The sequence below is a fragment of the Bartonella sp. CM120XJJH genome (assembly GCF_042194715.1).
In the GTDB taxonomy this organism is placed as follows: domain Bacteria; phylum Pseudomonadota; class Alphaproteobacteria; order Rhizobiales; family Rhizobiaceae; genus Bartonella.
In genome coordinates, this window is the sequence record NZ_JBHINE010000009.1 from 19,951 (window position 1) to 45,581 (window position 25,631).

Here is a 25,631-nt window from a genome sequence, read left to right on the forward strand (position 1 = left end):
ATTATGCCATCTTTTACACCTAGTCTTGAAGAGGTTTTGCACCGTGCATTAACAATTGCTACTCAAGCACGGCATGAATATGCAACATTAGAGCATCTTCTCCTTGCGCTGTTAGATGATGCCGATGCAAATTCCGTTATTCAAGCTTGCCAGGTAGATGTGGAGGAATTGCGAGAGCGCTTAACCAATTATCTTCGCTCAGAGTTAGATGAACAGATTAGAGCTGATGAGGATACAAAGCCTACAGCGTTTTTCCAGCGTGTTATCCAACGTGCGGTGATTCATGCACAATCAGCTGGAAAAGATGAAGTATCCGGGGCTAATGTTCTTGTTGCAATTTTTTCTGAACATGAAAGCCATGCAGCATATTTTCTTCAAGAGATGGGAATGACACGCTATGATGCTGTACGTTTTATTTCACATGGTATCACGCGTGATGATGGGTTATCCATGTTACTTGAAGGACTTGAAGAGCAATTAGATCAGCAGATTTCGGATAATGGTGAAAGAGGAATAAGTGCTTTAACGAATTATTGTGTTGATCTCAATTGTAAAGCACGTAATGGAAAAGTTGATTTATTAATTGGCCGTGAAATAGAAATTTCACGCATGATTCAGATTTTATGTCGAAGGTCAAAAAATAATCCGCTTTTGGTTGGTGATCCTGGAGTGGGGAAAACCGCTATAATTGAGGGATTGGCAAAGCGCATTGTTGATGGGCAAGTGCCTGAAGTTTTATCAAATGCAACAATATTTTCTCTTGATATGGGGGGACTTGTTGCCGGTACACGTTATCGCGGTGATTTTGAAGAACGCTTAAAGCAAGTTATTAAAGAGTTTGAGCTGTATCCAGATGCTATTTTATTTATTGATGAAATTCATACCTTAATTGGAGCAGGAGCGACATTAGGGGGAAATATGGATGCGGCAAATCTTTTAAAACCTGTATTATCTTCTGGAACTATGCGATGTATTGGTTCGACAACTTACAGAGAATATCGCAAATTCTTTGAACAAGATCGTGCTTTAGAGCGTCGTTTTCAGAAGATTGATATTAATGAACCTTCTGTGACAGATGCGATTAAGATTTTGCAGGGGATGAAGCCTTACTTTGAAGATTTTCATCAGATTAAATATACAGATCAGGCGATGAAGGCATCCGTAGAATTATCTTCACGTTATATAATTGACCGTAGGTTACCTGACAAAGCAATTGATATTATTGATGAAAGTGGTGCAGCGCAAAAGCTTTTGCCACAAAAACAACGCAAGAAGAGTATAGGTGTTAAAGAAATTGAGGCGACTGTTGCTACAATTGCAAGAATTCCACCAAAAACAGTTTCTCGGAATGATCAGAAGATACTGAGTAAGCTTGAAAGAGAACTCAAACATGTTGTTTATGGTCAAGATCAGGCAATTTCCGTCTTAGTTTCATCCATAAAATTGGCGCGAGCAGGTTTACGCGAACCGGATAAACCAATAGGAAGTTATTTATTTTCAGGACCAACAGGTGTAGGAAAAACTGAAGTTGCAAAACAGCTTGCATCATCTTTAGGCATTGAATTATTGCGTTTTGATATGTCAGAATATATGGAACGGCATACGGTAGCACGTTTAATCGGAGCTCCTCCAGGTTATATAGGGTTTGATCAAGGAGGTCTCCTTACAGATGCAGTTGATCAGAAACCTCACGCAGTCCTATTGCTAGATGAGATTGAGAAAGCGCATCCAGAGTTATTTAATATTTTATTGCAGGTAATGGATTATGGTAGATTAACAGACCATAATGGTAAGAAAATTGATTTCCGCAATGTTATTTTGATTATGACAACCAATGCTGGTGCTTCAGATATGGCAAAATCAGCTATTGGATTTGGGAAAGTACATCGTGATGGTGAGGATATAGAAGCAATCAATCGATTATTTACACCAGAATTTCGTAATCGGTTAGATGCAATTATTCCGTTTGCACCTTTATCTCACTTAATCATCAATCAGATAGTGCAAAAATTTATTTTTCAGCTTGAAGCACAATTAGCTGATCGGGGAATTTGTTTTGAATTAAGCTCTTCTGCAACTTTATGGCTTTCCAATAAAGGATATGATTCTCAGATGGGAGCACGCCCATTAGGGCGTGTTATACAAGAATATATTAAAAAGCCATTAGCTGATGAAATTTTATTTGGAAAGTTACGTAACGGTGGCATCGTTCGCGTATTGACACAAAAATCAAATGGCAAAAAAGAAAGCTTACAGTTAGAAATTTCATCTTCCGATATATCTGTAGGCTCAAAGAAAAGTAAAATGGAAAATTTTACAAAAAAACGTTTAGGAAAAAAAAGCACAACAACTTAAGAGTGTGCTATAAGGCTTCTCGGATTTTTTTTGCATTCTCTTCAAGTATTTCTGTAGGCGTTATCATATCATTATGAGGGGTAAGTTCTATTCCCTCCATACGTGGTATAATATGGAAATGGAGGTGATAAACGGTTTGTTGACTAGCTGCTTCATTAAATTGCATGACAGTTATGCCATCTGCTTGAAAGGCTTTTTTGACGGCATTTGCAATTTTTTGAACAGCTTTAATAACAGGAAATAATGTTTCAGTATCTGCATCAAGTAAGTTTCTAGAGCCTTTTTTAGGAATGACTAGCGTATGACCTGGTGCCTGTGGCATGATATCCATAAATCCAATAACATCATCATCTTCGTAGACACGAACAGAAGGGATTTCATTGCGAATCAGTTTAGCAAAAATATTGTTATGGTCATAAGCTTGTTTCATACAAATATTTCCTTTTATCGTAAGTTTAAAATTTTAATTTAAAAACGAAAAAATGCAAGGTTTATCAGAGTGTAAGACAAAGAAGTATTTTGACTTCGGATATATTTAGGATGGTGCACTGTTTTAATGAAGGTTTAGATTTCTATGATAGCTTCAACTTCTACAGGAACATCCATAGGAAGAGAGGCAACACCAATAGCAGAACGGGCGTGTTTTCCAATTTCACCAAGGATATTGACGAATAAATTAGAAGCTCCATTGGCAACAAAAGGAATATCGGTAAAATGAGAATCTACAGCCACAAAAACAGTAATTTTTACCACACGTTTTATTTTATTTAAGTCACCTAGAGTTGCCTTGAGTTGAGCGAGAATATTGAGAGCGCAAGCTTCGGATGCTTTTTGGGCTTGTTCGCTATTCACAGCTGCACCAACTTTACCGATGGCTATTGGTTTTCCATTAATAAGAGGGAGTTGTCCAGAAATAAAGAGTTGATTGCCACTTTGTGAAGTGGTGATGTAATTGGCAAGGGGGGAGATTACTTCAGGAAGAGTGATTCCGAACTTCTCTAAGTTTTTTTCAATCATATTGGTCATAATTTAAACTCCATAGCTACTTTATGATATATTCATTGCATAATCTATTTTTTGATTTAAGGAAATGTGTGGTTAATTGAGAAATTAGCCTTTTTTGCCTTATTGTATGATGTTATGCAACGGGGATAAAGTTCGGAAGTTGGGAATGATTAGATCATTATTTATAATAATTTTATATATTGTTTTTTTATGTACTGCGAGAGCTGAAGAGCCTGTTTTTATTGTGCCTCATCGAGCAATTTATGATTTTCATCTCGATAGCGTTTCTCATGAAATGACAATTTCTGCGATGTCAGGGCGAATGGTTTACGAGCTTACTGGTTCGGCATGCCAAGGCTATAGCACACGTTTTCGCTTCATTAGCCGTGTTCACATTGAAGATATGCCGGTACGTTTGACGGATCAACAGACGACGAGTTATGAAACAGGAGACAGCCGTACATTTCGTTTTAATATTACAGATCAAGAGGGAGAAGAGGTTGCGCATCGTGCCGAGGGGGTCGCGGAGCGTACTCAAGATGGTATTACAGTTACCTTAAAAAAGCCAAAGGAAAAAGAGTATAAGCTCGCAATGGCTGAATTTCCAATGATGCAACTAAAAAATATCATCCGCCATGCAAAAGCAGGAGATCATTTTTACAATGTTACTGTATTTGATGGGACAAATAAAGCAGATAAAGTTATAAAAGAAAGTATCGTCATAGGGGAAAAGAAGACGCTTTTATCTGATAGCGAAACGGAAAAAGTTAGAAAATTGGATGAAGAAGAATATTGGCCTGTTACAATTTCTTATTTTGATGATGGAGAAAATAAAGATGGTTTGCCGGTTTATCGTAGCAGTTTTCTCTTACATGAGAATGGTGTCATGCGTGATCTTCATATAGATTATGGAACTTTTTCAGTGCGTGCAAAATTGAACAGTCTCGAATTCTTGGAACTTGGAAAAGATCTTAATGAATGTGAAAATGCAAATATTAAATGATTAAAGAAAATGACTTGAAAAAGAATCAAATATTAGTATGTTTGCGCTATTCCACACGCGGAGTCTGGGTGTTTGCAAATGATCTGTGAGAAAATTCTAGCAAGCATCCGCCGGTAGCAGGTCTTCCTGCTTTTTCCGCGGAGGTTGAACCGGAAAGGATAAGATTTATGGCACTACCCGATTTTACTATGCACCAGCTTTTAGAAGCCGGTGTGCATTTTGGTCACCAGACTCATCGCTGGAATCCAAAAATGACTCCCTATATTTATGGTCAGCGTAATAATATCCATATTATTGACCTCGCTCAGACCGTTCCACTTTTACACCAAGCGCTTAAACTTGTTTCAGATACTGTTGCGCGTGGTGGTCGTATTCTCTTCGTTGGTACGAAGCGGCAAGCATCTGACATTATCGCTGATGCGGCGAATCGTTCTGCCCAGTATTACGTTAATGCACGTTGGCTTGGCGGCATGCTCACAAACTGGAAAACGATTTCCAATTCGATACATCGTTTGCGAAAGCTTGACAAAATTCTTGCTGCTGAAGCGCAAGGCTTTACCAAAAAGGAACGTTTAAATCTTGAACGTGATCGTGAAAAGCTTAATCGTGCGCTTGGTGGTATTAAAGATATGGGTTCTGTTCCAGATCTTATCTTTGTTATCGATACGAATAAAGAAAATATTGCACTCCAAGAAGCAAAGCGTTTAGGTATTCCAGTGATTGCTATTATTGATACAAATTGTGATCCCGATGACGTAACACATCCAATACCAGGTAATGACGATGCTTCACGTGCAATTTCTCTTTATTGCGATCTTTTTGCCCGTGCTGCTCTTGATGGTATTGCACGCCAGCAAGGAGCAATGGGTATCGATTTAGGAGCTCAAGTTGATGCGCCTGTGGAGCCTGTTTTGGAAGAAAATACGGTTTCAGAAGTTTCTGAATAATATAAAACGCCTAATTAAGGTACTTTTATTGTCTAAAGAAGAAGTTATAGGCGTGCAGAGAGATTTTGCACGCTTTCACTGTTACAAAATAAAGAGGCAAATATGAGCATTACTGCTGCACAAGTAAAAGAACTTCGAGAACTATCTGGCGCTGGTATGATGGACTGTAAAGCCGCTCTAGCTGAAACGAGTGGTGATATGGAAGCTGCTGTTGATTGGCTTCGTAAAAAAGGAATAGCTAAAGCAGATAAAAAGGCTGGTCGTACAGCGGCTGAAGGATTAATCGGTGTCGTATCAAAAGATTTAAATGCGGTTTTGGTTGAGATTAATTCTGAAACAGATTTTGTTGCACGCAATGCCGGATTCCAAGACATTGTGCGCAATGTGGCAACTGCTGCTTTAGATACGCCAGGTGATGTTGAATCTGTTTCTGTTTCTCTTTATCCCGGTTCTGAGAAGACTGTAGAGCTTACGATTAAAGATGCAATTGGTACAATTGGCGAAAATATGACATTTCGTCGTTCCGCTAAATTGTCTGTTGAGAGTGGTGTTGTTGCGACTTATATACACAATAGTGTAGCTGATGGTCTTGGTAAGCTTGGTGTTTTGGTTGCGATTGAAACAACAGGAAATAAAGAGGCTGCTCTTGCTTTTGGTCGACAGGTTGCGATGCATATTGCGGCAACCAATCCGTTAGCGCTTACAGCGCAAGATGTTGATGCTGCTGCTGTTGAACGTGAAAAGGCGATTTTTTCAGATCAAGCACGTCAGTCTGGAAAGCCTGAAAATATCATTGAAAAAATGGTAGAAGGACGTATGCGTAAGTTTTTTGAAGAGGTTGTTTTGCTTTCTCAAGCTTTCGTTATGAATCCTGATGTGACTGTTGAGGCAGCTTTAAAGGATGCTGAAAAATCAATTGGTGCACCAGCAAAAATTACAGGCTTTATTCGTTTTGCATTAGGTGAAGGTGTGGAAAAAGAGGAGTCTGATTTTGCTGCAGAGGTTGCTGCTGCTGTAAAAGGCTAGTTATTGCAAACTCTTTATCAGAGATTTAAAATCATATCGTTGGTTGTAGAATCTCTGATGGGAACAATATAATTGTTGAGAGGGCGTCACATGAAAAAGGTGATGCCCTTCGTGATGTCAAAAGCAAAAAGTAAATGTGCTTTTGGGGAGATTATTAATGGCATTAGCACTTCCGTATAAACGTATTCTTTTAAAGGCTTCTGGTGAAGCTCTTATGGGGGGGCAGAGTTTTGGCATTGATGTTTCTGTTGTAGACCGTATTGCCGCTGATATTGCAGAAGTGCGCACAATGGGGATAGAGGTTGCGGTTGTTATCGGTGGGGGAAATATTTTTCGTGGCGTTGCTGTTGCTTCACATGGTGGGGACCGAGTGACAGGTGATCATATGGGAATGCTTGCAACCGCTATTAACTCTTTAGCATTGCGAACATCTTTGACAAAATTAGGGGTTGAAACTGTTGTACTCTCTGCGATTGCTATGCCACAAATTTGTGAAAGTTTCTCGCAACGTAAAGCAATAGCTTATATGAATCAGGGAAAAGTTGTTATTTTTGCGGGTGGTACAGGAAATCCATTTTTTACCACTGATTCTGCCGCTACTTTACGTGCAGCAGAAATTGGTGCGGATGTTCTTCTTAAAGGAACACAAGTTGATGGTATTTATTCAGCAGATCCAAAGATAGACCCTACGGCTAAGCGTTTTGATCAATTAACACATGTTGAAGTTTTGCAATGGGGATTATCTGTTATGGATTCAACGGCGGTCACTCTAGCACGTGAGAACAATGTACCGATTATTGTGTATTCCATTCATGAAAAGGGCGGTTTGGCTAAGGTCTTGAATGGAACAGGACGCTTTACAATAGTATCGGAATAAGGGTAAGCTTCAAAGGACAATTGAAGGAGACAGAAATATGAATGTTACATCAATTATGGATGATCTGAAACGTCGCATGGATGGTGCCATTACGGCTTTTAAACATGAATTAGGTGGTTTGCGAACTGGGCGTGCATCGGCCAGTTTATTAGAACCGTTGACCGTTGAATCTTATGGTTCTGTTGTGCACATAAATCAGGTTGCTAATATTTCTGTTCCAGAACCTCGGATGCTTTCTGTTTCTGTATGGGATAAAACGATGGTCGGAGCTGTAGAGCGCGCTATTCGCGATTCTGGTCTTGGTTTAAATCCCATAACTGATGGTACGAATTTACGTATTCCTTTGCCTGAGCTGAATGAAGAACGCCGTAAAGAACTTGTAAAAATTGCGCATCACTATGCAGAGCAAGCGCGTGTTGCTACACGTCATGTTCGTCGGGATGGTCTGGATAATTTGAAAAAGTTAGAAAAAGATGGTAAAATTGGACAAGATGAAGCCCATAGTTTGTCTGAAAAAGTTCAAAAACTCACGGATGAAACTATTGCTGATATTGATAAAATTTTAGCCGTAAAAGAATCTGAAATTATGCACGTTTAAGACGGTTTTGTCGCTAGAAAAAGGATGTTATGCTTCCCAGCCTGTAAATTTTTTCTAGGGATAATAGTAGGGAGTGGTGTGTTCTGTGATAGCAAGGTGTGATGCAGGAAGGTATTTTATCATTTTGATATGGGAGAGATTGATTTGAAAAGGTAGATGTTTTAATTTTTTAATCTGCGTGGTAAATTGTGCCCTTTTCTGGAAGACAGTATTTAACAGCATGGTGCGGGCTTTTAGTTGGGCACGTCTTTGTTAAACTGTATAATGAAAGCATTATTAGAAATTATTCAAATATTCTAAGATGAGGGTTGGGGACAGAATATAAAGCAAAAAAATAAGCCTAACCTTTCTCTTATATTTCCCATTATAAAACATGTGAGTATAATCGATCAAGCAGATGTTATGTGGCGTAATTCGTTTTTTAACGACGAATAGTTGATAGAAAAGTATTTTTACACGAAACCTATATTCGTTAATTTGTTTGGGGCAGAGGTAACGACTTTTTCACTTTATATTTGAGAAAATATTAAAAAATATTTTAGGATTAATCTTGACGAAGATTTTTGAAGCTGTTTTCATTGATTATTAGTCTCATAAGCGCTATTTTAGTAGACTGAATTGTTTATGATAAATTATAAGAGAAATTATACAAGTATGAAATGAAAATACTGCGTAGGGGAGTTTTTCTTGCGTCAATTTTAGAGCTTGTATTTTCTATTTTTATGGTTTGGATGTTGTTTTGTCTAATTTGGTTTATCGTGTTCTGACAGCTTTTGTTTTTGGCGTTATTGCGTTGTATCTAACATGGTTGGGAGGAAACTTCTTTTTTTTATTTGTATGGTGTATAGGCGGTTTTGTTCTTTATGAGTGGATGAGTATTACTAAAGAGAAATGGTGTGTTTTACAAAAAATATTAGCAAGTATCTTTTATTTAAGCTTTGGCTTCTTTTTAGTGTTGAGTGTATCTGCTTCATTGATTTTTTGTATTTTAATCGTTTTGGCTGCGGTGTTGGCTATTATATCTATAAAAAAGAGTGGTTGGGTTTTTTGTGGTTTTTTATATGCGTCTTTTCCTGTTGTTGCTCTATGCTTTCTACGGGATCATGAAATGTTGGGGTTCCAAGTTGTTATTTTCTTATTTACGATAGTGTGGGGAACAGATATTGGTGGTTATTTTATCGGACGTGCATTAGGAGGGCCTAAATTAGCACCACAATTTTCTCCTAATAAAACATGGTCAGGAGCACTTGGTGGTACATTTGTCGGAGTTTTCGGTGGTATATGGGTTGCTTTTGGATTTTTTGATATAAATTTAGCCAGCTTTTTTGTACCACTCCTTACACTTGTTTTGTCAATTGTTTCACAATTGAGTGATTTAGGGCAATCATGGCTCAAAAGACGATTTTCTGTCAAAGATTCTAGTTCTTTATTGCCCGGACATGGTGGTTTTATGGATCGTATAGATGGATTGGTAGGGGCAGCTTTTCTTCTTTATTTAATTGGTTCATTTATGTCTGGTATGGATGCGCCTTTTAATCTTTTTAGTATGATCTAATTGGGAGAAGATAGTTTGGAACTTTTAAATCATATTGTCACTATGGGTGGTTTTCTTTTAAGAAGTTTGAGTATTCTTTTCATCATTATGGTTATCATTTTTGTGCACGAATTTGGGCATTATCTTATTGGTCGGTGGTGTGGTATTAAGGCGTTAGTTTTTTCGCTTGGATTTGGACCAGAAATAGCGAGTTATACAGATAAGCATGGCACGAAGTGGCGTTTAGCACTTATCCCCTTAGGAGGTTATGTAAAATTTGTTGGGGATGAGGAAAAAATCGATACGCAATCATCCCAATCATCTCTGATTGCTGAGGGTTCATTTGCTAGTGCGCATGCTTGGAAGAAAGCAGCAACTGTTTTTGCCGGCCCTTTCTTCAATGCTCTTTTTACTGTTGTTATTCTAACATTTTTTTTCTTTATCTATGGTCGTGTAGCCATTGAGCCCGTTGTTGGTTCTTTGGTAAAAGATAGCCCTGCTCTTCAAGCCGGTTTGGAATTAGGGGATCGTTTTGTTGAAATGGATGGACGACGGGTTAAAAGCTTTGAAGATTTGATGAATTATGTAGCTTTTCACGGAAGAGAACCCATAGAGTTTAAAATAGAACGCATGGGGCGAGTCTTTACAACGATGATTACCCCGAAAGTCGTTGAGCGAGATGATGGATTTGGTAATCGAACACGAAGTGCTATGATAGGTGTAGGTGTTCCTGTTGATTTAAATAATCCTGCACATTTAGATCCAGCTTATATAAAACATATTCGCTATGGTTTTGTAACGGCTGTAAGAGAAGCGTCAGACCGTACTGTGTTTATCGCCACTCAAACCGTTCTTTTTATGAGTCGTTTAATAGGAGGCAAAGAGGATCATTGTCGGCTAAGTGGACCTTCTAAAACCGTTAAAATTGCTTGGAAAGTGAGCGAGACAGGTTTTATCTCTTTGTTGAATTTGGCAGCTTTTCTTTCAATAAGTGTTGGGCTTATTAACCTTTTTCCGATTCTACCGCTTGACGGTGGGCATCTTTTATTGCATGTCATTGAGGTCATTACAGGGAGGAGAATATCTGCTAAAATTCAGGGAATCGTTTTTCGTTTAGGTTTTTCCATTCTTCTCCTTTTTATGATCTTTGTCTTTTTTAATGATTATTTTTGTTGGTTTAGCTAATTAAATTATGGAAAAAGCTTTATAAATTAAGTAATAATAGCGAAAACAAATTGAAGGTTGTTTACCATGTCTACAAAATGTTGTGGCGTTGTACATTATAATGAGTAATTAAGGAATGAAAAGTCTCGCTGTAAAAAGGTTGTTATGGCAGTTAGCTTTTTAAGGCATCATGTCCGAGGAACAAGAGTAAGGTAAAAAAACCAATGACTACGAATTCAAAGTTTTTAAATGCAGCATCTATATTGGTGTTAAAGATGGGGATGATTGCCCCAGCAACGGTTTTTATGTCAATTGCTGCGGTTGGAGAAATACAAGCGTCTGTAGTCCGCTCTATTGAGGTTCGTGGGAATAAGTTTGTAAGTTCTCAAGCGATTCGAGACAATATGGGGATTAAGGTTGGGCAGGGGGTTTCCAGTGGTGATGTTGATAATGCTGTAAAGAACCTTTTCGAATTGGGTTTATTTTATGATGTTAAAATAAATCCGGTGGGTGATAAATTGATTGTATTCGTAAAAGAATATGAGGTTGTCAATCAAATATTGTTTCAGGGAAATAAATCTTTTAAAGACCCAGATCTTAAGCGGTTTATTTCTTTAAAACCGAATGAGCCTTTTAATTCTGCTAAGCTTTCTGCTGATATAAATACAATTCGTGAAGCTTATAAAACTCTTGGTCGTAATAATATCACTGTTAACGTTCAAACGATTAACCTTGGAAAAGGGCGGGTTAATGTGGTATTTAATGTTGTTGAAGGGAAAAAAACAAAGATTGGTGATATCACTTTTAAGGGAAATAGTGTCTTTGGAAGTCGCCGTTTGCGTGATGTGATTTCAACAAAAACTTCAGGAATTTTTTCGAAGTTGTTGGGGGGTGATGTTTACAGTGAAGAGCGCCTCGCTGTTGATGAAGAAGCTTTACGTCGCTTTTATTATAACCGTGGTTATGCAGATTTTCGTGTAGTCTCTTCTAAAGCAACTTTTGATGCAGCAAGCAATACGTATAAAATTTCTTTCGTTCTTGATGAGGGGGCGCTCTATAAAATTAGCGATATTCAGGTTGAAAGTGATGTTGATGGAATTGACGTTCAATCTGTGAAAAGGGTGCTTAAAACCCAGCCAGGTGATATTTATAGTGCAGAAGATATTGAGCAGTCTGTTGCAATTATTAATAACAAGGTTGCTGATTCGGGATATGCTTTTGCTAAAGTTGAACCGCGGGGAAATCGTAATCTAGCAAATCATACAATTTCAATTTTATATAATATTGAACAGGGTACACGTGCTTATATTCAGCGTATTGATATACGTGGCAATGAGAAAACACGTGATTACGTCATTCGCCGTGAGATTGATTTAAACGAAGGAGATGCTTACAATCAAACTTTATTACAGCGGGCAAAACGTCGTCTAGAAAGTTTAGGTTTCTTCAAAGCCGTTAATATTTCAATGGTTCCCACAGATCAATCTGACCAAGTTATTTTGGTAATAGATGTCGTTGAAGCTTCAACAGGAGATCTCTCTCTTTCTGGAGGGTATACAACAGGGGGAACAAGTCCTGGTATGTCACTTGAAGTTTCTGTTACTGAACGTAATCTTGGGGGACGTGGTCAATATGTTCGTTTAGGATTAGGTGCGGGGCAAGAGAAATCTCGTAATTATAATTTGTCATTCGTTGATCCTTATTTCTTAGGGTATCGTTTATCTGCTGGCGTTGATGTTTTTCGTAGTACTTATCGTGCTGATAAAGCCTATGATGTACGACAGACAGGTGGATCGTTGCGGTTTTCGTTACCTATTAATAATCAATTATCTGCTAATGTAGCTTATTCTTATGTGCAGGAAGAATATGATTTTGGCGGAGAGTATGATTTTGACAAAGAGAGTGACATAATAGAATTATATGGGAAATATTCTGGTGCGATTGTTCAAGCTGCAAAAAACAGCCCTTGGAAACGTTCATCAATTAGTTATGGTTTCACCTATAATACGATTGATGATATGAGATCCCCCCATGATGGGTGGTACGTGCATCTTCTTCAGGAATATGCAGGGCTTGGTGGACGTGCAAAGTTCTTGAAGACCACGGGTAAGGCGATGATGTACAAGACTCTTTCTGAACAGAAGGATATTGTTGGTTTGCTTTCCTTTGGCGGTGGTTATATCCACGGAATGGGCCGAGATGGTGTTCGTATTTTCGATATGTTTAAAGTAAATTCTGATATGATTCGAGGGTTCAAATATAATGGAATAGGTCCGCGTCAGGTTTCCAGTAAGGGTGAGGTTTATTTCTTGGGGGGAACGACATATATGAATGCGACTGCTGAAGTACAGTTTCCTATCCCTGTTGTGCCTGAAGGATTCGGGTTGCGCGGTGCTTTATTTGCGGATATTGCCACGCTTTATGGCAATAATTATAAAGCCGTTTTTAAGGGTGAACCGCCTGTTACCAATACCAAAAGTGCTTGGCGTTCATCTGCAGGTGTAAGTTTGATGTGGGATTCTCCGTTTGGTCCTTTGCGTTTTGATTATGCTTGGCCAATAACGAAGCAGGAAGGTGATCGTTTGCAACAATTGAACTTTGGTATTTCTACGAAGTTCTGATTTGAGCGATTTTAAGAAGGAAAAACTTGAAGAGAATAGCTTAAGCTGGGAGAGAAAGTGTTTTGATGGCGGATACATTTTTTTTTACGCCGTCCCGACGATTGACAGTTGCAAATGCTGCTGAGTTGACGGGTGCAAAGCTTCTTAATCCAGAGTTTTCTCATAAAGTTATCAATACTCTTTCTTCACTTGAGAGTGCTGTGGAAGGTTCTCTTGTTTTTGTAGAGCATCGGAAGTTTTCTGATGCTTTACTGGACAGTTCTGCTGTTGCTGTTTTTTGTACGAATGAGATTGTTTTTAAAGTTCCCGAAACTATGGCAATTTTGGTGACATCCACACCACAGCGTGACTTTGCTCAGATTGGTCGTATTTTGTTTCCAGATTCTGTCAAGCCAATGTCTTGGTTGGGACAGAAGGGAATTTCATCGCATGCGCATATTCATCCAACGGCTAAGTTGGCACATGATGTGTGTATTGAAGCGGGAGCTGTTATTGGTAGAAATGTTGAGATTGGTGCAGGAACTCTTATTTCATCCACAGCTGTTATCGGTGAAAACTGCCGTATTGGATGTGACTGCTATATTGCTCCTAAGGTAACAGTTCAGTGTTCTATAATAGGTGATAAGGTTCAGCTTTATCCTGGTGTTTGCATTGGGCAAGATGGTTTTGGTTATGTTGGGGGTGTTTCTGGAATCGAGAAAATTCCACAGCTTGGTCGCGTTATTATTGAGGATGGTGTAGAAGTTGGTGCGAACACGACAATTGATCGTGGAACATTTCAAGATACTGTTATTGGTGAAGGAAGCAAGATTGATAATCTTGTACAAATTGCCCACAATGTAAAAATTGGCCGCTATTGTCTTATTGCCGCTCAATGTGGCATTGCGGGAAGTACATCTATAGGGGATATGTCTCAGCTTGGTGGAGGTGTTGGAGTAGCCGATCACATCATAATAGGTAAATCTGTTCAGATTGCTGCTCGTAGTGGTGTTATGAATGACATTCCGGATGGAGAAAAATGGGGAGGTAGTCCAGCTCGACCATTTAAACAATGGTTTCGTGAAGTGGCGGCGTTGCGCAGTATGGGAAAAGTTAAAAAGGAGAAACGCTGATATGATCAGCAATGAAAAGACTAAAAACTTAGAGGTTGTCGATATTGAAAAACTATTATCAATATTACCGCACCGTTATCCATTTTTATTGATTGATCGTATCGTTGATATTGATGGTGAACAAGGAGCTATTGGTATTAAAAATATAACGATTAATGAGCCGCATTTTACGGGACATTTTCCCGCAAAGCCTGTTATGCCTGGAGTTTTGATTTTAGAAGCTATGGCACAAACGGCAGGAGCAATAGCACTTTTAAATTTAGGCAATAAGAAAACAAATTTAGTTTACCTTATGACGGTTGATAAGGCAAAATTTCGCAAGCCGGTTATGCCTGGTGATCAGCTCAAGATTCATGTTCAGCTTTTGAAAAAAAGATCTGGTATGAGACGTTTTTCGTGTGTTGCAAAAGTAGAAGATGTCCGCGTCGCTGAAGCTGAAATTGCTGCGATGATTGTTGAAGAAGAATAAACGATATTTGATGGGAATTTAAAAATGTCCGGTACGAAAATCCATCCAACTGCTCTTGTGGAGAAGGGAGCGCAGCTTGGTGAGAATGTACGCGTTGGACCATTTTGCCATATTAGTTCAGAGGCTGTTATTGGTGATGAATGTAGTTTGACAAGTCATGTTGTAATAATGGGAAAGACAACGTTAGGAGCTAAGAGTAAAGTATTTTCTCATGCCGTTTTAGGAGCAGATCCGCAAAATAATAAACATAAAGGAGGGGCTACAACTCTTTTTATTGGTAAGAATTGTACGATTCGTGAAGGTGTAACAATGCATAGGGGTTCCGATTCGAGTATAGGAATGACAGTTGTTGGTGATAATTGCCAATTTTTTTGTTATGCGCATATCGCTCACGATTGTTATGTAGGCAATCATGTAACATTTGCCAATAACGCAATGATTGCTGGTCATGTTACTATTGGTGATTATGTGATTATCGGTGGTGGTGCTGCTGTTCATCAATTTGTTCGTGTTGGACATCATGCATTTATCGGCGGCGTATCTGCCCTGGTTGGTGATCTGATACCTTATGGAACAGCTGTTGGTGTGCAGGCAAAACTTGCTGGCCTCAATATTATTGGTATGAAGCGTGCAGGACTTGAGCGTCAAGATATTCATGCACTCCGTCATGCGGTTGCCATGCTTTTTGATCATAGCAAACCCTTTAAAGAGCGTATCAGTGATGTTGCTTCTTTCTATTCTTCTTCTCAATCTGTTTCTGAAGTTGTTAATTTTATTAAAGAAGAAGGAAAGCGTTTTTATTGTACACCAAAATTTGAAGGTGATAGAATAAAAGAACATAAGGATTAAAAATGCCTATTTGGGGAGCCAGAAGTTTTCTTTCCGGCCGTACTGCTATTATAGCAGGAAATGGTGTTCTACCGATTACCGTTGCGCAGACTCTTGAGAAGAATGGAGAAAATCCTTTTCTTGTTCTTTTGCGTGGTGAGGCAGATTCTGTTCTTTATCGCTATGAGCATTGCGAGCTATCAATAGTAGAGTTAGCACGACTCGTTAAAATTTTAAAAGAGGCTGGTGTATATAATGTTGTTTTGGCAGGTGGTGTGAAAAAGCGTCCACTTCTTAAACAATTGCGACTGGACTGGACAACATTTTTAGCTCTTCCTAAGTTAATCCGAGCTTTGAAGAGGGGGGACGATGCGTTATTAAAAGCTTTTATACGGGTTATTGAAACGTATGGTTTTCGCGTTGTTGGTGCTCACGAAATAGTCCCAGACCTTTTAGCTCCCATAGAATTTAATTTAACAGTGCGGCGTGCTACTCCAAAAGAGAAAAAAGATATTTTTTTAGCAGCAGAAGCAGCAAAGCTTTTAGGTCAATTAGATATCGGGCAAGCAGTTGTGGCTATCAATGGGAGAGTGGTTGCACTGGAGGGTGCAGAGGGAACTGATAATATGCTGTGGCGGGTTTGTGAAATGAGAGAAAGAGGGCAAATTCCCCTTAAAGGTGGCATTCTTGTAAAATGTGCAAAACCACAACAGGATAATCGCGTTGATTTACCATCAATTGGGCCCGCGACAATAATGAATGTTGCAAAGAGTGGCTTATCTGGTGTTGCGGTGGAGGCAAATAGAAGTCTAATATTATCGGTGAAAACAACAGTAGAAAAAGCCAACAAATATTCTCTATTTATAGAGACATTTGAAAGGTTTGGTCATGAATAATTGTTCCTTAAAGATTGCTGTGGTTTCAGGTGAGGAATCTGGTGATTTACTTGGGGCAGATTTGATTTCTTGTTTATCACAACAAACAGGGTGCAATATTCATTTGATTGGTGTTGGGGGGAGGCATTTAAAGGCATTAGGTTTAAAAAGCTTTTTTGATTCCCATGATATTGCTTTAATAGGTTTGAAGGAGGTGTTGAAAAAACTACCATTGTTGTTGCTACATATTCGCAATTTATCCAAATTTATTGCACAAGAACAACCTGATTGCCTCATTATTATTGATAGTCCTGATTTCACGCATCGTGTTGCAAAAAAGGTGCGCGTTTTAGCGCCCTCTATTCCTATTATTAAATATATTGCACCAACCGTTTGGGCATGGAGGCCAGAACGTGCAAAAGCTATGTGTGGATTTGTTGATCATGTTTTAGCGGTTTTTCCTTTTGAAGAAAAGATTATGCAAGATTTGGGAGGCCCTGCCACAACCTATGTTGGACATCGTCTTTTAACATATCCTCCCCTTTTGAGAGTTCAATCAGAAAAAGAGTGCCAATTAAAACAAAGAAATTTGATCGATGCACAAAAATCATCTCCTAGATTAGTTATTCTGCCAGGATCACGCAATTCAGAAATTCGTTCCTTAATGCCTATTTTTCAAGAAACAGTAGAGATTCTTGTACAACGTATTCCTCATTTACGTATTATTTTACCAACCTTACCTCATTTGGTAGATAGAATCCGTGACTTTGTGCAAGGCTGGAAAAGCAAGATAGAAATTGTAGTTGGTGAAGATGAAAAATGGCGTGCTTTTGCACAAGCAGATGTTGCACTTGCTGCACATGGAACTGTTTCACTTGAATTAGCGTTAGCAAAAATCCCTATGGTTCTTTGCTATAAACTTGATCGCTTTTCTAAATTATTTATTTTTCCTAAAATGATGTTATGGAGTGCTGCTCTTCCCAATATTATTGCTGATAAGCCTATTGTACCGGAATATTTGAATGAATTTCTACGCCCAGGCATGTTAGCAAGACAAGTAGAACAACTTTTGTATAATCCTTTAATACGACAGGCACAACTTGATTCCTTTGAGATGCTAGAACAGAAAATGAAAACTGAAGTGCCATCGGGGGATGTTGGCGCACAAACAATTATCACTCTTTTAAAAAGCAGGAATAAAATTGTATAAATAAAGCAATATTTTAATGATTAATATTTAATTTTAGCAAGAAAATTACAAGCACGTTGGCTTTTAGGATTGGTAAAAAATTCTTCAGAGGCTGCATCTTCAATAATTTTTCCATTTTCTAGAAAGAGTATTCTTTCTGAGACTTTACGTGCGAAGCCCATTTCATGGGTAACACAAAGCATTGTGATTCCTGTATCGGCCAATCGAGCCATCACTTCCAAAACTTCTCCCACACTTTCTGGATCAAGAGCAGAGGTTGGTTCATCAAAAAGCATGACTTCAGGTTCCATACAAAGTGCACGGGCAATCGCAACACGTTGTTGTTGCCCACCAGAAAGTTGTAAAGGATATTTTTCACAGTGTTTTTCAATACCAACATGCGTTAAGTAACGAATTGCCCGTTCTTGCGCTTGTTTTTTGGAAAGCCCTTGAACTGTCATGGGTGCTAAAATACAATTTTGTATAACGCTCATGTGGGGAAATAAATTAAAGTTCTGAAAGACCATTCCTATCTTACGAAGAACATTTTTTTGTTGTTGCATAGGAGCAGTATGGATATCAACGTTATGGATACAGATTGAACCTTTTTGTGCTTGTTCTAATTGATTAATACAACGAATTAACGTTGATTTTCCTGATCCGGATGGTCCACAAATAACGATATGTTCACCAGCTTGAACATTAAGGTTGATATCATGTAGGACCTGAAAGTTTCCATACCATTTATTTAGATTTCGAATAGAGATCACAGGGTTTTCACTGTGAGAGATCGATTTATTATTTTTCAAATTCATCTTATTTTATTCTTTCATGGATGAAGAACTTGATTAATTCAACATTTTGGTTTGGTAAAGTTTTTTATGATCATTTTATTTACCGTAAATATCGAGTGAGGCGTTGCTCGATAAAAACAATAAAACGATGAATGAGTTCAACGATAAAGAGATAGATAAGAGCAGCCCAAACGTAAACTTGAAAATCGAAAGTCCGTGAATAAGTGAGTTTAGCAACCCCCATTAAATCATAAACAGTAATAAGTGAGGCAAGAGCACTGGATTTAATCATTAAAATCAACTCATTTCCTAGGGGGCGTAATGCTACAATCATTGCTTGTGGAAGAATAACTCTAAAAAATGTGACAGAGTTGCTTAAACCTAAAGCTTTTGATGCTTCACGTTGTCCAGTTGTTACGGATAGAAAACTTCCTTTAAAAATCTCAGATTGATAGGCAGCAGAATTGAGTGTAAAAATAAAAAGACAACAATACCATGCGTTTTGAAAAAACCACCATAGCCCCACTTGTTGCCATAAACTGTTCATTGAACCAAGCCCATAATAAAAAAGAAAGAGTTGAGCTAATAAAGGAGAGCCACGGAAAAAATAGACATAAGCATTTGCAAAATATTGTAAAAATGTATTCTTTGATAGACGTGCAAAAGCGATAAGCATACCAAGAAAAAGACCTAGAGAACAAGAAATAGAAACAAGCTCAACAGTAACAATGAAGCCATTAATAAATTTTGGTCCATAATGACTTAAAAGATCAGGATTAAAAAGAAAATAAAGCCACTCAGGAATCATTGACCTAGCACCTTTTTATAGCCTATTTGAGTGTATGTTTCTAAATGGCGTAGGATTGCAGTAAAAAACGCTGAAAATAACAAATAGAGTAAGCATGCTACAAAATAAAATAGCATGGGTTTATTGGTAGCAGCGACAGCTAGATTCGTTTGTCGCATGAGGTCAACAAGCGCGATGGTGGAAACAAGGGATGTATCTTTCAGTAAAGTAAGCCAATTATTAGAAAGTCCTGGCAAGGCATTTCGGATGAGCTGAGGAAAGACAATACGAAAAAATGTGGTTGACCGTGAAAGTCCTAAAGCTTTAGCTGCTTCATATTGACCTTTATCAAAAATATTAAATGCTCCAAGCCAAACTTCACAAGAAAAAGCTGCAAGAACCATACTAAGAGCAAGAACACCAGCAACAAAAGCATTGATACTGAACATGATTTCAAAATTAAAATAGTCAAATAAATTTTGAATAAGGCTTTGTAATCCGTAGTAAACTAAAAACAAAGTTAAAAGCTCTGGGAGCCCACGAAATATTGTTGAAAAGAGGCGTGCCATAGCTTTGGCCATCTTAATATTGGATCGAATCATCACTGCATTGAGAAGTCCTAGAGGAAATCCTAGAAGGCCACAACATAATGCCAATGACAAAGTCATTCCTGCACTGGAAAGTATAACCACTCCCCATCCACCATTGCTAAATGATAGCAATGCTAAATTTTCAATCATCCTTGTGTTCCTCATGAAAGAGTTAGATAATATTTTTTATCAATAACCAGCGGGTTTCATTCAAATATTATATTGATATTTAATAAACATCACCTGTAAAATACTTTCTCATAATTTTTTCATAAGTTCCATCCAAACGGATTTCTTTTAGCGCCTTATTGAATTTATTTTTAAGATCATTATTATTTTGACGGACTGCAATTGCAATAGGAAATCTTGTTTCTTCTAGAGTTCCCAAGAGGAGACAGCAATCTTTTCCTTCATTTTTAAGCCAATTTAATGCTTGTAATTTATCAACAATAATCACATCAAGTCGATGATTTAAAAGGTCACGATTTACTTCTATTGTGGAAGGATAGAGTTTGATTTTTACCTCTTCAGAGGCATAATGATCTTCTGCATAGAAAGCTTGTGTTGTATTTGATTGCACACCAAGATTTTTGCCTTTAAAATCTTTTGTCGAGATTTCTTTAATTCCCGAAGCTTTGGTAACAATAACAGCCAGTGCTGTATCGTAGTAAGGATCTGTGAAGTCAATTTTTTGTAAGCGCTCTTGTGTGAGAGAGAGGGAAGCAATGATCGCATCATATTTTTTTGCAATAAGTCCAGGGATCATTCCCTCGAAGTCTTGTGTAACAATAGTACACTCAACATTCATTTTTTTACAAAGTGCATAAGATATATCAATATCAAGTCCCTGCAATTTATTATTTGAGTCAATATAACTAAAGGGAGGGTAGGTGCCTTCACTCGCAATTCTTAATGTTTTCGCATCAGCCAATTGGGTGAATAGTACGGCGCTTATTATAAGAGCTCCTGCTAATAATTTCATGATGTTCTCCTATTGGATAAGCGGGCAAATATGAGATCATTATGTTTTTATAATCTGTAAGCTTTTTGGGAGCAATTCAAAAATTTACTGATGTTTATTTTAGATTATTATGTTGGATATTATTACCAAAAAATTATCTTTTTTATTGATAAAAAAAGAATAAATATCTTATTGATTGTATGACAAATCAATTTTCACGAAATGATTGATTTGAATCATTTCATGGGTAAAAACTGAAGATTTTTCGTGAAAATAAGGCTACTCAATTTGAACATAAAGAAAAAATTAGATTTTGATAAATGTAAATTTTCTTATAAAAATGCCGAATTTCCAATTACACTTGCATATAAAGAGTTTAAAATACTCCTTAAATATACAGATTGAATTTTAATTCATAGTGACATCTAATCGATATCGAAAGTAAAATATTTTCTCATAATTTTCTCATAGGTTCCATCGGCGCGGATTTCTTCTATTGCTTTATTAAAACTGTTTTTAAGATCATTATTATTTTGACGGAGTGCAATTGCAATAGGAAATTTTGTTTCTTCTAGAGTTCCTAAGAGGAGACAGCAATCTTTTCCCTCATTTTCAAGCCAATTTAATGCTTTTAACTTATCAAAGATGATGATATCAAGCCGATGGCTTAAAAGGTCACGATTAACTTCTGTTGCTGTAGGATAAAGTTTGATATTCACTCCTTCAGAGGCATAATGATCTTCTGCATATGCAGCTTGTGTTGTATTCGATTGTACTCCAAGATTTTTACCTTTAAAGTCTTGTGTCGAGATTTCTTTAATTCCCGAATTTTTGGTAACAATAACAGCGAGTACAGTGTTGTAGTAAGGATCTGTAAAATCAATTTTTTGTAAGCGCTCTTTTGTAGGAGAAAGGGAAGAAACGATAGCATCGTATTTTTTTGCAAGAAGACCGGGAATCATCCCCTCGAAATCTTGTGTGACAATAGTACATTTAACATTCATTTTTTTACAAAGCGCATAAGATATATCAATATCAAACCCTTGAAGTTCGTTATTTGAGTCAATATAACTAAATGGTGGATAAGAAGCATCGCTTGCAATTTTCAGCGTTTGAGAATTGGCCGATAGGGTAAACAGTGTCGCGCTTATTATAAGAGCTCCTGCTAATAATTTCATTATGTTCTCCTATTAGATAAGCTGGCAAATATGAAACCATCATGAGTTTTTATAATCTGTAAGCTCTTTTGGAGCAATGTAAAAAATTTATCTTTGTTCATTTTGCTACCATTATGCTGGATATCATTATCAAAAAAATGATTTATTCTTATCAAGTATGGGAATAAAAAATACAGGAAAGAAGGTCACCTTTTGTTGATTATATGATGATTTTTAATAATTTTATTTAAAAATCAATAATTTATCTTTAAAGAAAAACGATCAACTTAAATACGAAGAAAATTTCAGCTCTTAACAGGACAAAATGTAAAGTATTTTTATTCTAATCTACTTGAAGAGAGATAAGAAGTTTTGGCATCTTAGAGAAGCACTTAATATAAGCCTTTTGCAATTTTATCTGGAGAAGATAGAAAGAAAAATTCTGACATTGCTAGATTTTAATCTGTAATAAGGCTTTTAAACATGAGGGAATGATAGGGAATACATTTCCATTAAAGATAATGAGGATTACAAGGTAAATTTTTATGATGATGTTATCTCTGTAGAAAGAGTTTAAAAATCACGTTTTATAAAAATTCTTAAAGGATGTTTTTTATCACTCTCAATAAAGCTTCAGTAAATTGAAGCTTTATTGATTTCTTTTTTTAATTTGCACGTTCATCTATAGGAACATAGTCACGCATAGCATAGCCTGTGTAGAGTTGTCGAGGACGACCAATTTTTTGTGCAGGGTCTTCAATCATTTCTTTCCATTGTGCCACCCACCCGACACTGCGCGCCAATGCAAAAAGGACAGTAAACATCTCAGTTGGAAAACCTAGAGCTTTTAATGTAATGCCGGAATAGAAATCAACATTGGGATAAAGCTTTTTCTCAATAAAATATTCATCACTTAAGGCAATGTTTTCAAGTTCTATTGCAATATCAAGAAGCGGGTCATCTTGAATGTTGAGTTCTTTTAAAACTTTATGACAGGTTTTTTGCATGATTTTTGCGCGTGGATCATAATTTTTATAGACGCGGTGCCCAAAGCCCATAAGGCGGAAAGGATCATTTTTATCTTTTGCACGTGCAATAAATTCAGGAATTCTTTTAATAGAACCTATTTCTTGTAGCATTTTTAGACATGCTTCATTGGCACCACCATGTGCTGGTCCCCAAAGGCATGCAACACCTGCTGCAATACAGGCAAACGGATTAGCACCCGAGGATCCAGCAAGACGTACAGTAGATGTAGAAGCATTTTGCTCATGATCTGCATGAAGGATAAAGATTTGATCCATCGCCCGAGCAAGCACGGGGTTTATCTTATATTCTTCACAAGGAACAGCAAAGCACATATGGAGGAAATTTGCGGCATAACTAAGATCATTACGTGGATAAACAAATGCTTGTCCAATACTGTATTTATAGGCCATAGCAGCAAGCGTTGGAACTTTTGAGATAAGACGAACGGAAGCAATCATTCTCTGGTGAGGATCTGTAATATCAATAGAGTCGTGATAAAATGCAGACATAGCGCCAAGGCAGGCAACCATGACGGCCATAGGATGAGAATCACGACGGAAGCCGTGGAAAAAACGTGAAAACTGTTCGTGTACCATGGTATGCTGCATAATACATCGATCAAATTCATTTTTTTCTTGCTGTGTTGGGAGTTCTCCATAAAGTAAAAGATAACAACTTTCGAGAAAGTCTCCTTTCTCAGCTAATTGATCAATAGGATAACCACGATAAAGCAATATGCCTTTATCACCGTCGATATAAGTAATTTTTGATTCACAAGAAGCTGTTGAAGTAAAACCAGGATCATAAGTAAAAATATCGGTTTTTTTGTAGAGAGAAGCAATTTCAATGACCTCAGGTCCAATCGTACCTTTACGCAAGGGAAGCTCTACTTTTTTATCATTCACAATAATATATGCGTTACTCTCAGACATTCGGTATTCCTTTCAGATCCTTCACTTCTAAAAATTAAGACTCTGCTTCATCAGAGTGGGGGATGTATAACTGAAGCTTTTCTTACTTATATTAAGGGTAGATTGCCTCCAAAAGTGAGTACATGCAATCTAAAAATATTTCCTTATTGAGCATTATTACTCAATAAAAAATGTATTTCAATGATATAACATAAAAAACTCTTTTAGGGGGCGTTGAGATATCTGTATAGATCCATATTTGAGGAAATATACTCAGTACACATCATGGGCGATAAGTTGGTCCTTGATGCGATGAAGAGATTCATCGCGTCCTAATAAAATAAGAACATCCAAAACACCTGGTGATGTTGCACATCCTGTAAGAGCTGCGCGAAGTGGTTGGGCGATAGATCCAAATTTGAGATTCTGTGTTTGTACACAAGAGCGAAGTATTTCATCCAGGTTTTTTGTATCCCAAGAGGGGCAAGCTTTCAGGGCAAGATAAAGATCGTTTAAAATGGTGCGTCCATTTTTATCTAAGAGCATTTGTGCTTTTTCATCAAGTTGTAAAGGTCGTTGCGTAAAAATGAAGGAGGCATTGTCAATCAGTTCGCACAGTGTTTTTGAACGTTCTTTCAAATGCGGGATTGCTTTTAAAAATTGAACACGGCGTTTTTCATCAAGTCTTTCAATAATTTGTGCTCCCCTATCGATTTCTGGTAGAATATTAAGAGCGGCATCAAAAAGTTCTTGATCATTACTCATGCGCATATAGTGTCCGTTGATGGAATCGAGCTTTTTGAGATCAAAACGAGCAGCACCTTTGTTAATATCCTCAATGTCAAACCAAGAAATCATATCTTTAAGTGACATCAGTTCGTCATCACCATGACTCCAACCTAAACGGACAAGGTAATTGCGCAAAGCAGCAGGAAGATATCCCATTATCCGGTAGGCATCAACACCGAGTGCACCATGTCGCTTTGATAATTTTGCACCGTTTTCACCATGGATAAGAGGAATATGGGCCATAACAGGGATATCCCACCCCATTGCATTGAAGATAATTGTTTGGCGTGCTGCATTTGTAAGATGATCATCACCGCGTATAATATGTGTTACACCCATATCATGATCATCAACGACAACAGCATGCATGTAGGTAGGCGAGCCGTCAGAGCGCAAAATAATAAAATCATCTAGATCTTTATTAGGGAAGCGAACGTCACCTTGGACTCGGTCATGCACAATTGTTTCTCCATCTTGTGGAGCCTTGATACGAATAACAGGCTTAACACCTTTAGGAGCTTCAGAACAGTCACGGCCCCGCCAACGTCCATCGTAACGTGGTGGGCGCCCTTCTGCACGAGCTTTTTCACGCATTTCAGCTAACTCTTCAGGTGAAGCATAACAATAATATGCTTTGCCGTTTTTGACCAACTGTTCGGCGATTTGGCGATGACGTTCAGAACGTTCAAATTGCGAAATAGGGGCGCCATCATAACTAAGCCCCATCCAGTGTAACCCATCTATAATAGCTTTTACAGCTTCTTCTGTTGAGCGCTCTCGGTCTGTATCTTCAATTCGTAAAAGCATTTTTCCACCGGTATGTTTTGCATAAAGCCAATTAAAAAGAGCAGTACGAGCACCACCAATATGAAGGAAGCCAGTAGGTGAAGGGGCAAAACGAGTAATAACAGACACGAATATTTTCCTTTAAACTAAGATATTACTTATGGAATTTTATAGAAAAGTCATGTTAACATAAGTGATGGGGTGTGCAATAGCCGTATTGCGAG

Annotated in this window: 23 protein-coding genes; 14 read left to right on the forward strand and 9 right to left on the reverse strand. The window is 37.7% G+C overall.

Annotation, left to right across the window (positions count from 1 at the left end; translation table 11 throughout):
* Nucleotides 1-3 precede the first annotated feature (3 nt).
* A complete protein-coding gene (gene clpA / locus ACFIKU_RS05220) occupies nt 4-2,355 on the forward strand; it encodes an ATP-dependent Clp protease ATP-binding subunit ClpA (RefSeq protein ID WP_375656892.1) in 2,352 nt (783 codons plus the stop codon).
* A gap of 7 nt (nt 2,356-2,362) precedes the next feature.
* Here the strand turns inward: clpA and ACFIKU_RS05225 are convergent, their stop codons facing one another.
* Nucleotides 2,363-2,785 carry an HIT family protein gene (locus tag ACFIKU_RS05225; protein WP_375642184.1) on the reverse strand — a complete coding sequence of 141 codons (423 nt, stop codon included), beginning with the start codon at nt 2,783-2,785 and terminating at the stop codon, nt 2,363-2,365.
* 134 nt (nt 2,786-2,919) lie between these two features.
* Nucleotides 2,920-3,381: a RidA family protein gene (locus ACFIKU_RS05230; RefSeq protein WP_375642183.1), complete on the reverse strand. Its 462-nt coding sequence runs from the start codon at nt 3,379-3,381 to the stop codon at nt 2,920-2,922.
* 145 nt (nt 3,382-3,526) lie between these two features.
* Here ACFIKU_RS05230 and ACFIKU_RS05235 point away from each other — a divergent pair, with 145 nt between their 5' ends.
* From ACFIKU_RS05235 to lpxB, 13 genes are all read left to right on the forward strand, one after another.
* Entirely contained in the window at nt 3,527-4,363 is an 837-nt protein-coding gene (locus ACFIKU_RS05235) for a cell envelope integrity EipB family protein (RefSeq protein ID WP_375642182.1), read from the forward strand.
* A 167-nt stretch (nt 4,364-4,530) separates the two neighbouring features.
* Nucleotides 4,531-5,310, forward strand: coding sequence for a 30S ribosomal protein S2 (rpsB, locus tag ACFIKU_RS05240; protein WP_375642181.1), 780 nt, complete (start codon nt 4,531-4,533; stop codon nt 5,308-5,310).
* A gap of 102 nt (nt 5,311-5,412) precedes the next feature.
* Nucleotides 5,413-6,336: a translation elongation factor Ts gene (gene tsf / locus ACFIKU_RS05245; RefSeq protein ID WP_273723402.1), complete on the forward strand. Its 924-nt coding sequence runs from the start codon at nt 5,413-5,415 to the stop codon at nt 6,334-6,336.
* Nucleotides 6,337-6,493: 157 nt separating this feature from the next.
* Nucleotides 6,494-7,213 carry a UMP kinase gene (pyrH, locus tag ACFIKU_RS05250; protein ID WP_012755043.1) on the forward strand — a complete coding sequence of 240 codons (720 nt, stop codon included), beginning with the start codon at nt 6,494-6,496 and terminating at the stop codon, nt 7,211-7,213.
* 37 nt (nt 7,214-7,250) lie between these two features.
* Complete coding sequence (frr, locus tag ACFIKU_RS05255) at nt 7,251-7,811, forward strand: ribosome recycling factor (RefSeq protein WP_375642180.1); 561 nt, start codon at nt 7,251-7,253, stop codon at nt 7,809-7,811.
* A gap of 739 nt (nt 7,812-8,550) precedes the next feature.
* Nucleotides 8,551-9,366, forward strand: a complete 816-nt coding sequence (locus ACFIKU_RS05260) for a phosphatidate cytidylyltransferase (RefSeq protein ID WP_375642179.1) — start codon at nt 8,551-8,553, stop codon at nt 9,364-9,366.
* Between the two features lie 15 nt (nt 9,367-9,381).
* Nucleotides 9,382-10,530, forward strand: a complete 1,149-nt coding sequence (rseP, locus tag ACFIKU_RS05265; protein ID WP_375656893.1) for an RIP metalloprotease RseP — start codon at nt 9,382-9,384, stop codon at nt 10,528-10,530.
* Between the two features lie 203 nt (nt 10,531-10,733).
* A complete protein-coding gene (gene bamA / locus ACFIKU_RS05270; protein ID WP_375656894.1) occupies nt 10,734-13,130 on the forward strand; it encodes an outer membrane protein assembly factor BamA in 2,397 nt (798 codons plus the stop codon).
* A gap of 65 nt (nt 13,131-13,195) precedes the next feature.
* On the forward strand, nt 13,196-14,242 hold the full coding sequence (lpxD, locus tag ACFIKU_RS05275) for a UDP-3-O-(3-hydroxymyristoyl)glucosamine N-acyltransferase (protein WP_375642176.1): 1,047 nt from the start codon (nt 13,196-13,198) through the stop codon (nt 14,240-14,242).
* Between the two features lies 1 nt (nt 14,243).
* On the forward strand, nt 14,244-14,711 hold the full coding sequence (gene fabZ / locus ACFIKU_RS05280; RefSeq protein ID WP_375642175.1) for a 3-hydroxyacyl-ACP dehydratase FabZ: 468 nt from the start codon (nt 14,244-14,246) through the stop codon (nt 14,709-14,711).
* Between the two features lie 24 nt (nt 14,712-14,735).
* Complete coding sequence (lpxA, locus tag ACFIKU_RS05285; protein ID WP_375642174.1) at nt 14,736-15,560, forward strand: acyl-ACP--UDP-N-acetylglucosamine O-acyltransferase; 825 nt, start codon at nt 14,736-14,738, stop codon at nt 15,558-15,560.
* A gap of 2 nt (nt 15,561-15,562) precedes the next feature.
* Nucleotides 15,563-16,435: an LpxI family protein gene (locus ACFIKU_RS05290; protein ID WP_375642173.1), complete on the forward strand. Its 873-nt coding sequence runs from the start codon at nt 15,563-15,565 to the stop codon at nt 16,433-16,435.
* Nucleotides 16,428-17,624 carry a lipid-A-disaccharide synthase gene (gene lpxB / locus ACFIKU_RS05295; protein WP_375642172.1) on the forward strand — a complete coding sequence of 399 codons (1,197 nt, stop codon included), beginning with the start codon at nt 16,428-16,430 and terminating at the stop codon, nt 17,622-17,624. Before ACFIKU_RS05290 ends, lpxB begins: the two co-directional genes overlap by 8 nt.
* A 20-nt stretch (nt 17,625-17,644) precedes the next feature.
* On the opposite strand, the gene ACFIKU_RS05300 is transcribed toward lpxB, so the two are convergent.
* The 7 genes from ACFIKU_RS05300 to gltX form a co-directional block, all read right to left on the reverse strand.
* Nucleotides 17,645-18,418, reverse strand: coding sequence for an amino acid ABC transporter ATP-binding protein (locus ACFIKU_RS05300; protein ID WP_375642171.1), 774 nt, complete (start codon nt 18,416-18,418; stop codon nt 17,645-17,647).
* A gap of 79 nt (nt 18,419-18,497) precedes the next feature.
* Complete coding sequence (locus ACFIKU_RS05305; protein ID WP_375642170.1) at nt 18,498-19,205, reverse strand: ABC transporter permease; 708 nt, start codon at nt 19,203-19,205, stop codon at nt 18,498-18,500.
* The gene (locus tag ACFIKU_RS05310) at nt 19,202-19,924 is read right to left on the reverse strand and encodes an ABC transporter permease (RefSeq protein ID WP_375642169.1); all 723 of its coding nucleotides are present in this window, start codon (nt 19,922-19,924) and stop codon (nt 19,202-19,204) included. Before ACFIKU_RS05310 ends, ACFIKU_RS05305 begins: the two co-directional genes overlap by 4 nt.
* A gap of 79 nt (nt 19,925-20,003) precedes the next feature.
* A complete protein-coding gene (locus tag ACFIKU_RS05315) occupies nt 20,004-20,756 on the reverse strand; it encodes a transporter substrate-binding domain-containing protein (RefSeq protein WP_375656895.1) in 753 nt (250 codons plus the stop codon).
* A gap of 404 nt (nt 20,757-21,160) precedes the next feature.
* A complete protein-coding gene (locus tag ACFIKU_RS05320; RefSeq protein WP_375642167.1) occupies nt 21,161-21,913 on the reverse strand; it encodes a transporter substrate-binding domain-containing protein in 753 nt (250 codons plus the stop codon).
* 644 nt (nt 21,914-22,557) lie between these two features.
* The gene (gene gltA, locus ACFIKU_RS05325; protein WP_375642166.1) at nt 22,558-23,853 is read right to left on the reverse strand and encodes a citrate synthase; all 1,296 of its coding nucleotides are present in this window, start codon (nt 23,851-23,853) and stop codon (nt 22,558-22,560) included.
* A gap of 252 nt (nt 23,854-24,105) precedes the next feature.
* A complete protein-coding gene (gene gltX, locus ACFIKU_RS05330) occupies nt 24,106-25,536 on the reverse strand; it encodes a glutamate--tRNA ligase (RefSeq protein ID WP_375642165.1) in 1,431 nt (476 codons plus the stop codon).
* Between the last annotated feature and the right edge of the window lie 95 nt (nt 25,537-25,631).

Coding starts and splice junctions, on each gene's coding strand:
- clpA (WP_375656892.1), top strand. CDS start 4: ATGCCATCTTTTACACCTAGTCTTGAAGAGGTTTTGCACCGTGCATTA.
- ACFIKU_RS05225 (WP_375642184.1), bottom strand. CDS start 2,785: ATGAAACAAGCTTATGACCATAACAATATTTTTGCTAAACTGATTCGC.
- ACFIKU_RS05230 (WP_375642183.1), bottom strand. CDS start 3,381: ATGACCAATATGATTGAAAAAAACTTAGAGAAGTTCGGAATCACTCTT.
- ACFIKU_RS05235 (WP_375642182.1), top strand. CDS start 3,527: ATGATTAGATCATTATTTATAATAATTTTATATATTGTTTTTTTATGT.
- rpsB (WP_375642181.1), top strand. CDS start 4,531: ATGGCACTACCCGATTTTACTATGCACCAGCTTTTAGAAGCCGGTGTG.
- tsf (WP_273723402.1), top strand. CDS start 5,413: ATGAGCATTACTGCTGCACAAGTAAAAGAACTTCGAGAACTATCTGGC.
- pyrH (WP_012755043.1), top strand. CDS start 6,494: ATGGCATTAGCACTTCCGTATAAACGTATTCTTTTAAAGGCTTCTGGT.
- frr (WP_375642180.1), top strand. CDS start 7,251: ATGAATGTTACATCAATTATGGATGATCTGAAACGTCGCATGGATGGT.
- bamA (WP_375656894.1), top strand. CDS start 10,734: ATGACTACGAATTCAAAGTTTTTAAATGCAGCATCTATATTGGTGTTA.
- lpxD (WP_375642176.1), top strand. CDS start 13,196: ATGGCGGATACATTTTTTTTTACGCCGTCCCGACGATTGACAGTTGCA.
- fabZ (WP_375642175.1), top strand. CDS start 14,244: ATGATCAGCAATGAAAAGACTAAAAACTTAGAGGTTGTCGATATTGAA.
- lpxA (WP_375642174.1), top strand. CDS start 14,736: ATGTCCGGTACGAAAATCCATCCAACTGCTCTTGTGGAGAAGGGAGCG.
- ACFIKU_RS05290 (WP_375642173.1), top strand. CDS start 15,563: ATGCCTATTTGGGGAGCCAGAAGTTTTCTTTCCGGCCGTACTGCTATT.
- lpxB (WP_375642172.1), top strand. CDS start 16,428: ATGAATAATTGTTCCTTAAAGATTGCTGTGGTTTCAGGTGAGGAATCT.
- ACFIKU_RS05300 (WP_375642171.1), bottom strand. CDS start 18,418: ATGAATTTGAAAAATAATAAATCGATCTCTCACAGTGAAAACCCTGTG.
- ACFIKU_RS05305 (WP_375642170.1), bottom strand. CDS start 19,205: ATGATTCCTGAGTGGCTTTATTTTCTTTTTAATCCTGATCTTTTAAGT.
- ACFIKU_RS05310 (WP_375642169.1), bottom strand. CDS start 19,924: ATGATTGAAAATTTAGCATTGCTATCATTTAGCAATGGTGGATGGGGA.
- ACFIKU_RS05315 (WP_375656895.1), bottom strand. CDS start 20,756: ATGAAATTATTAGCAGGAGCTCTTATAATAAGCGCCGTACTATTCACC.
- ACFIKU_RS05320 (WP_375642167.1), bottom strand. CDS start 21,913: ATGAAATTATTAGCAGGAGCTCTTATAATAAGCGCGACACTGTTTACC.
- gltA (WP_375642166.1), bottom strand. CDS start 23,853: ATGTCTGAGAGTAACGCATATATTATTGTGAATGATAAAAAAGTAGAG.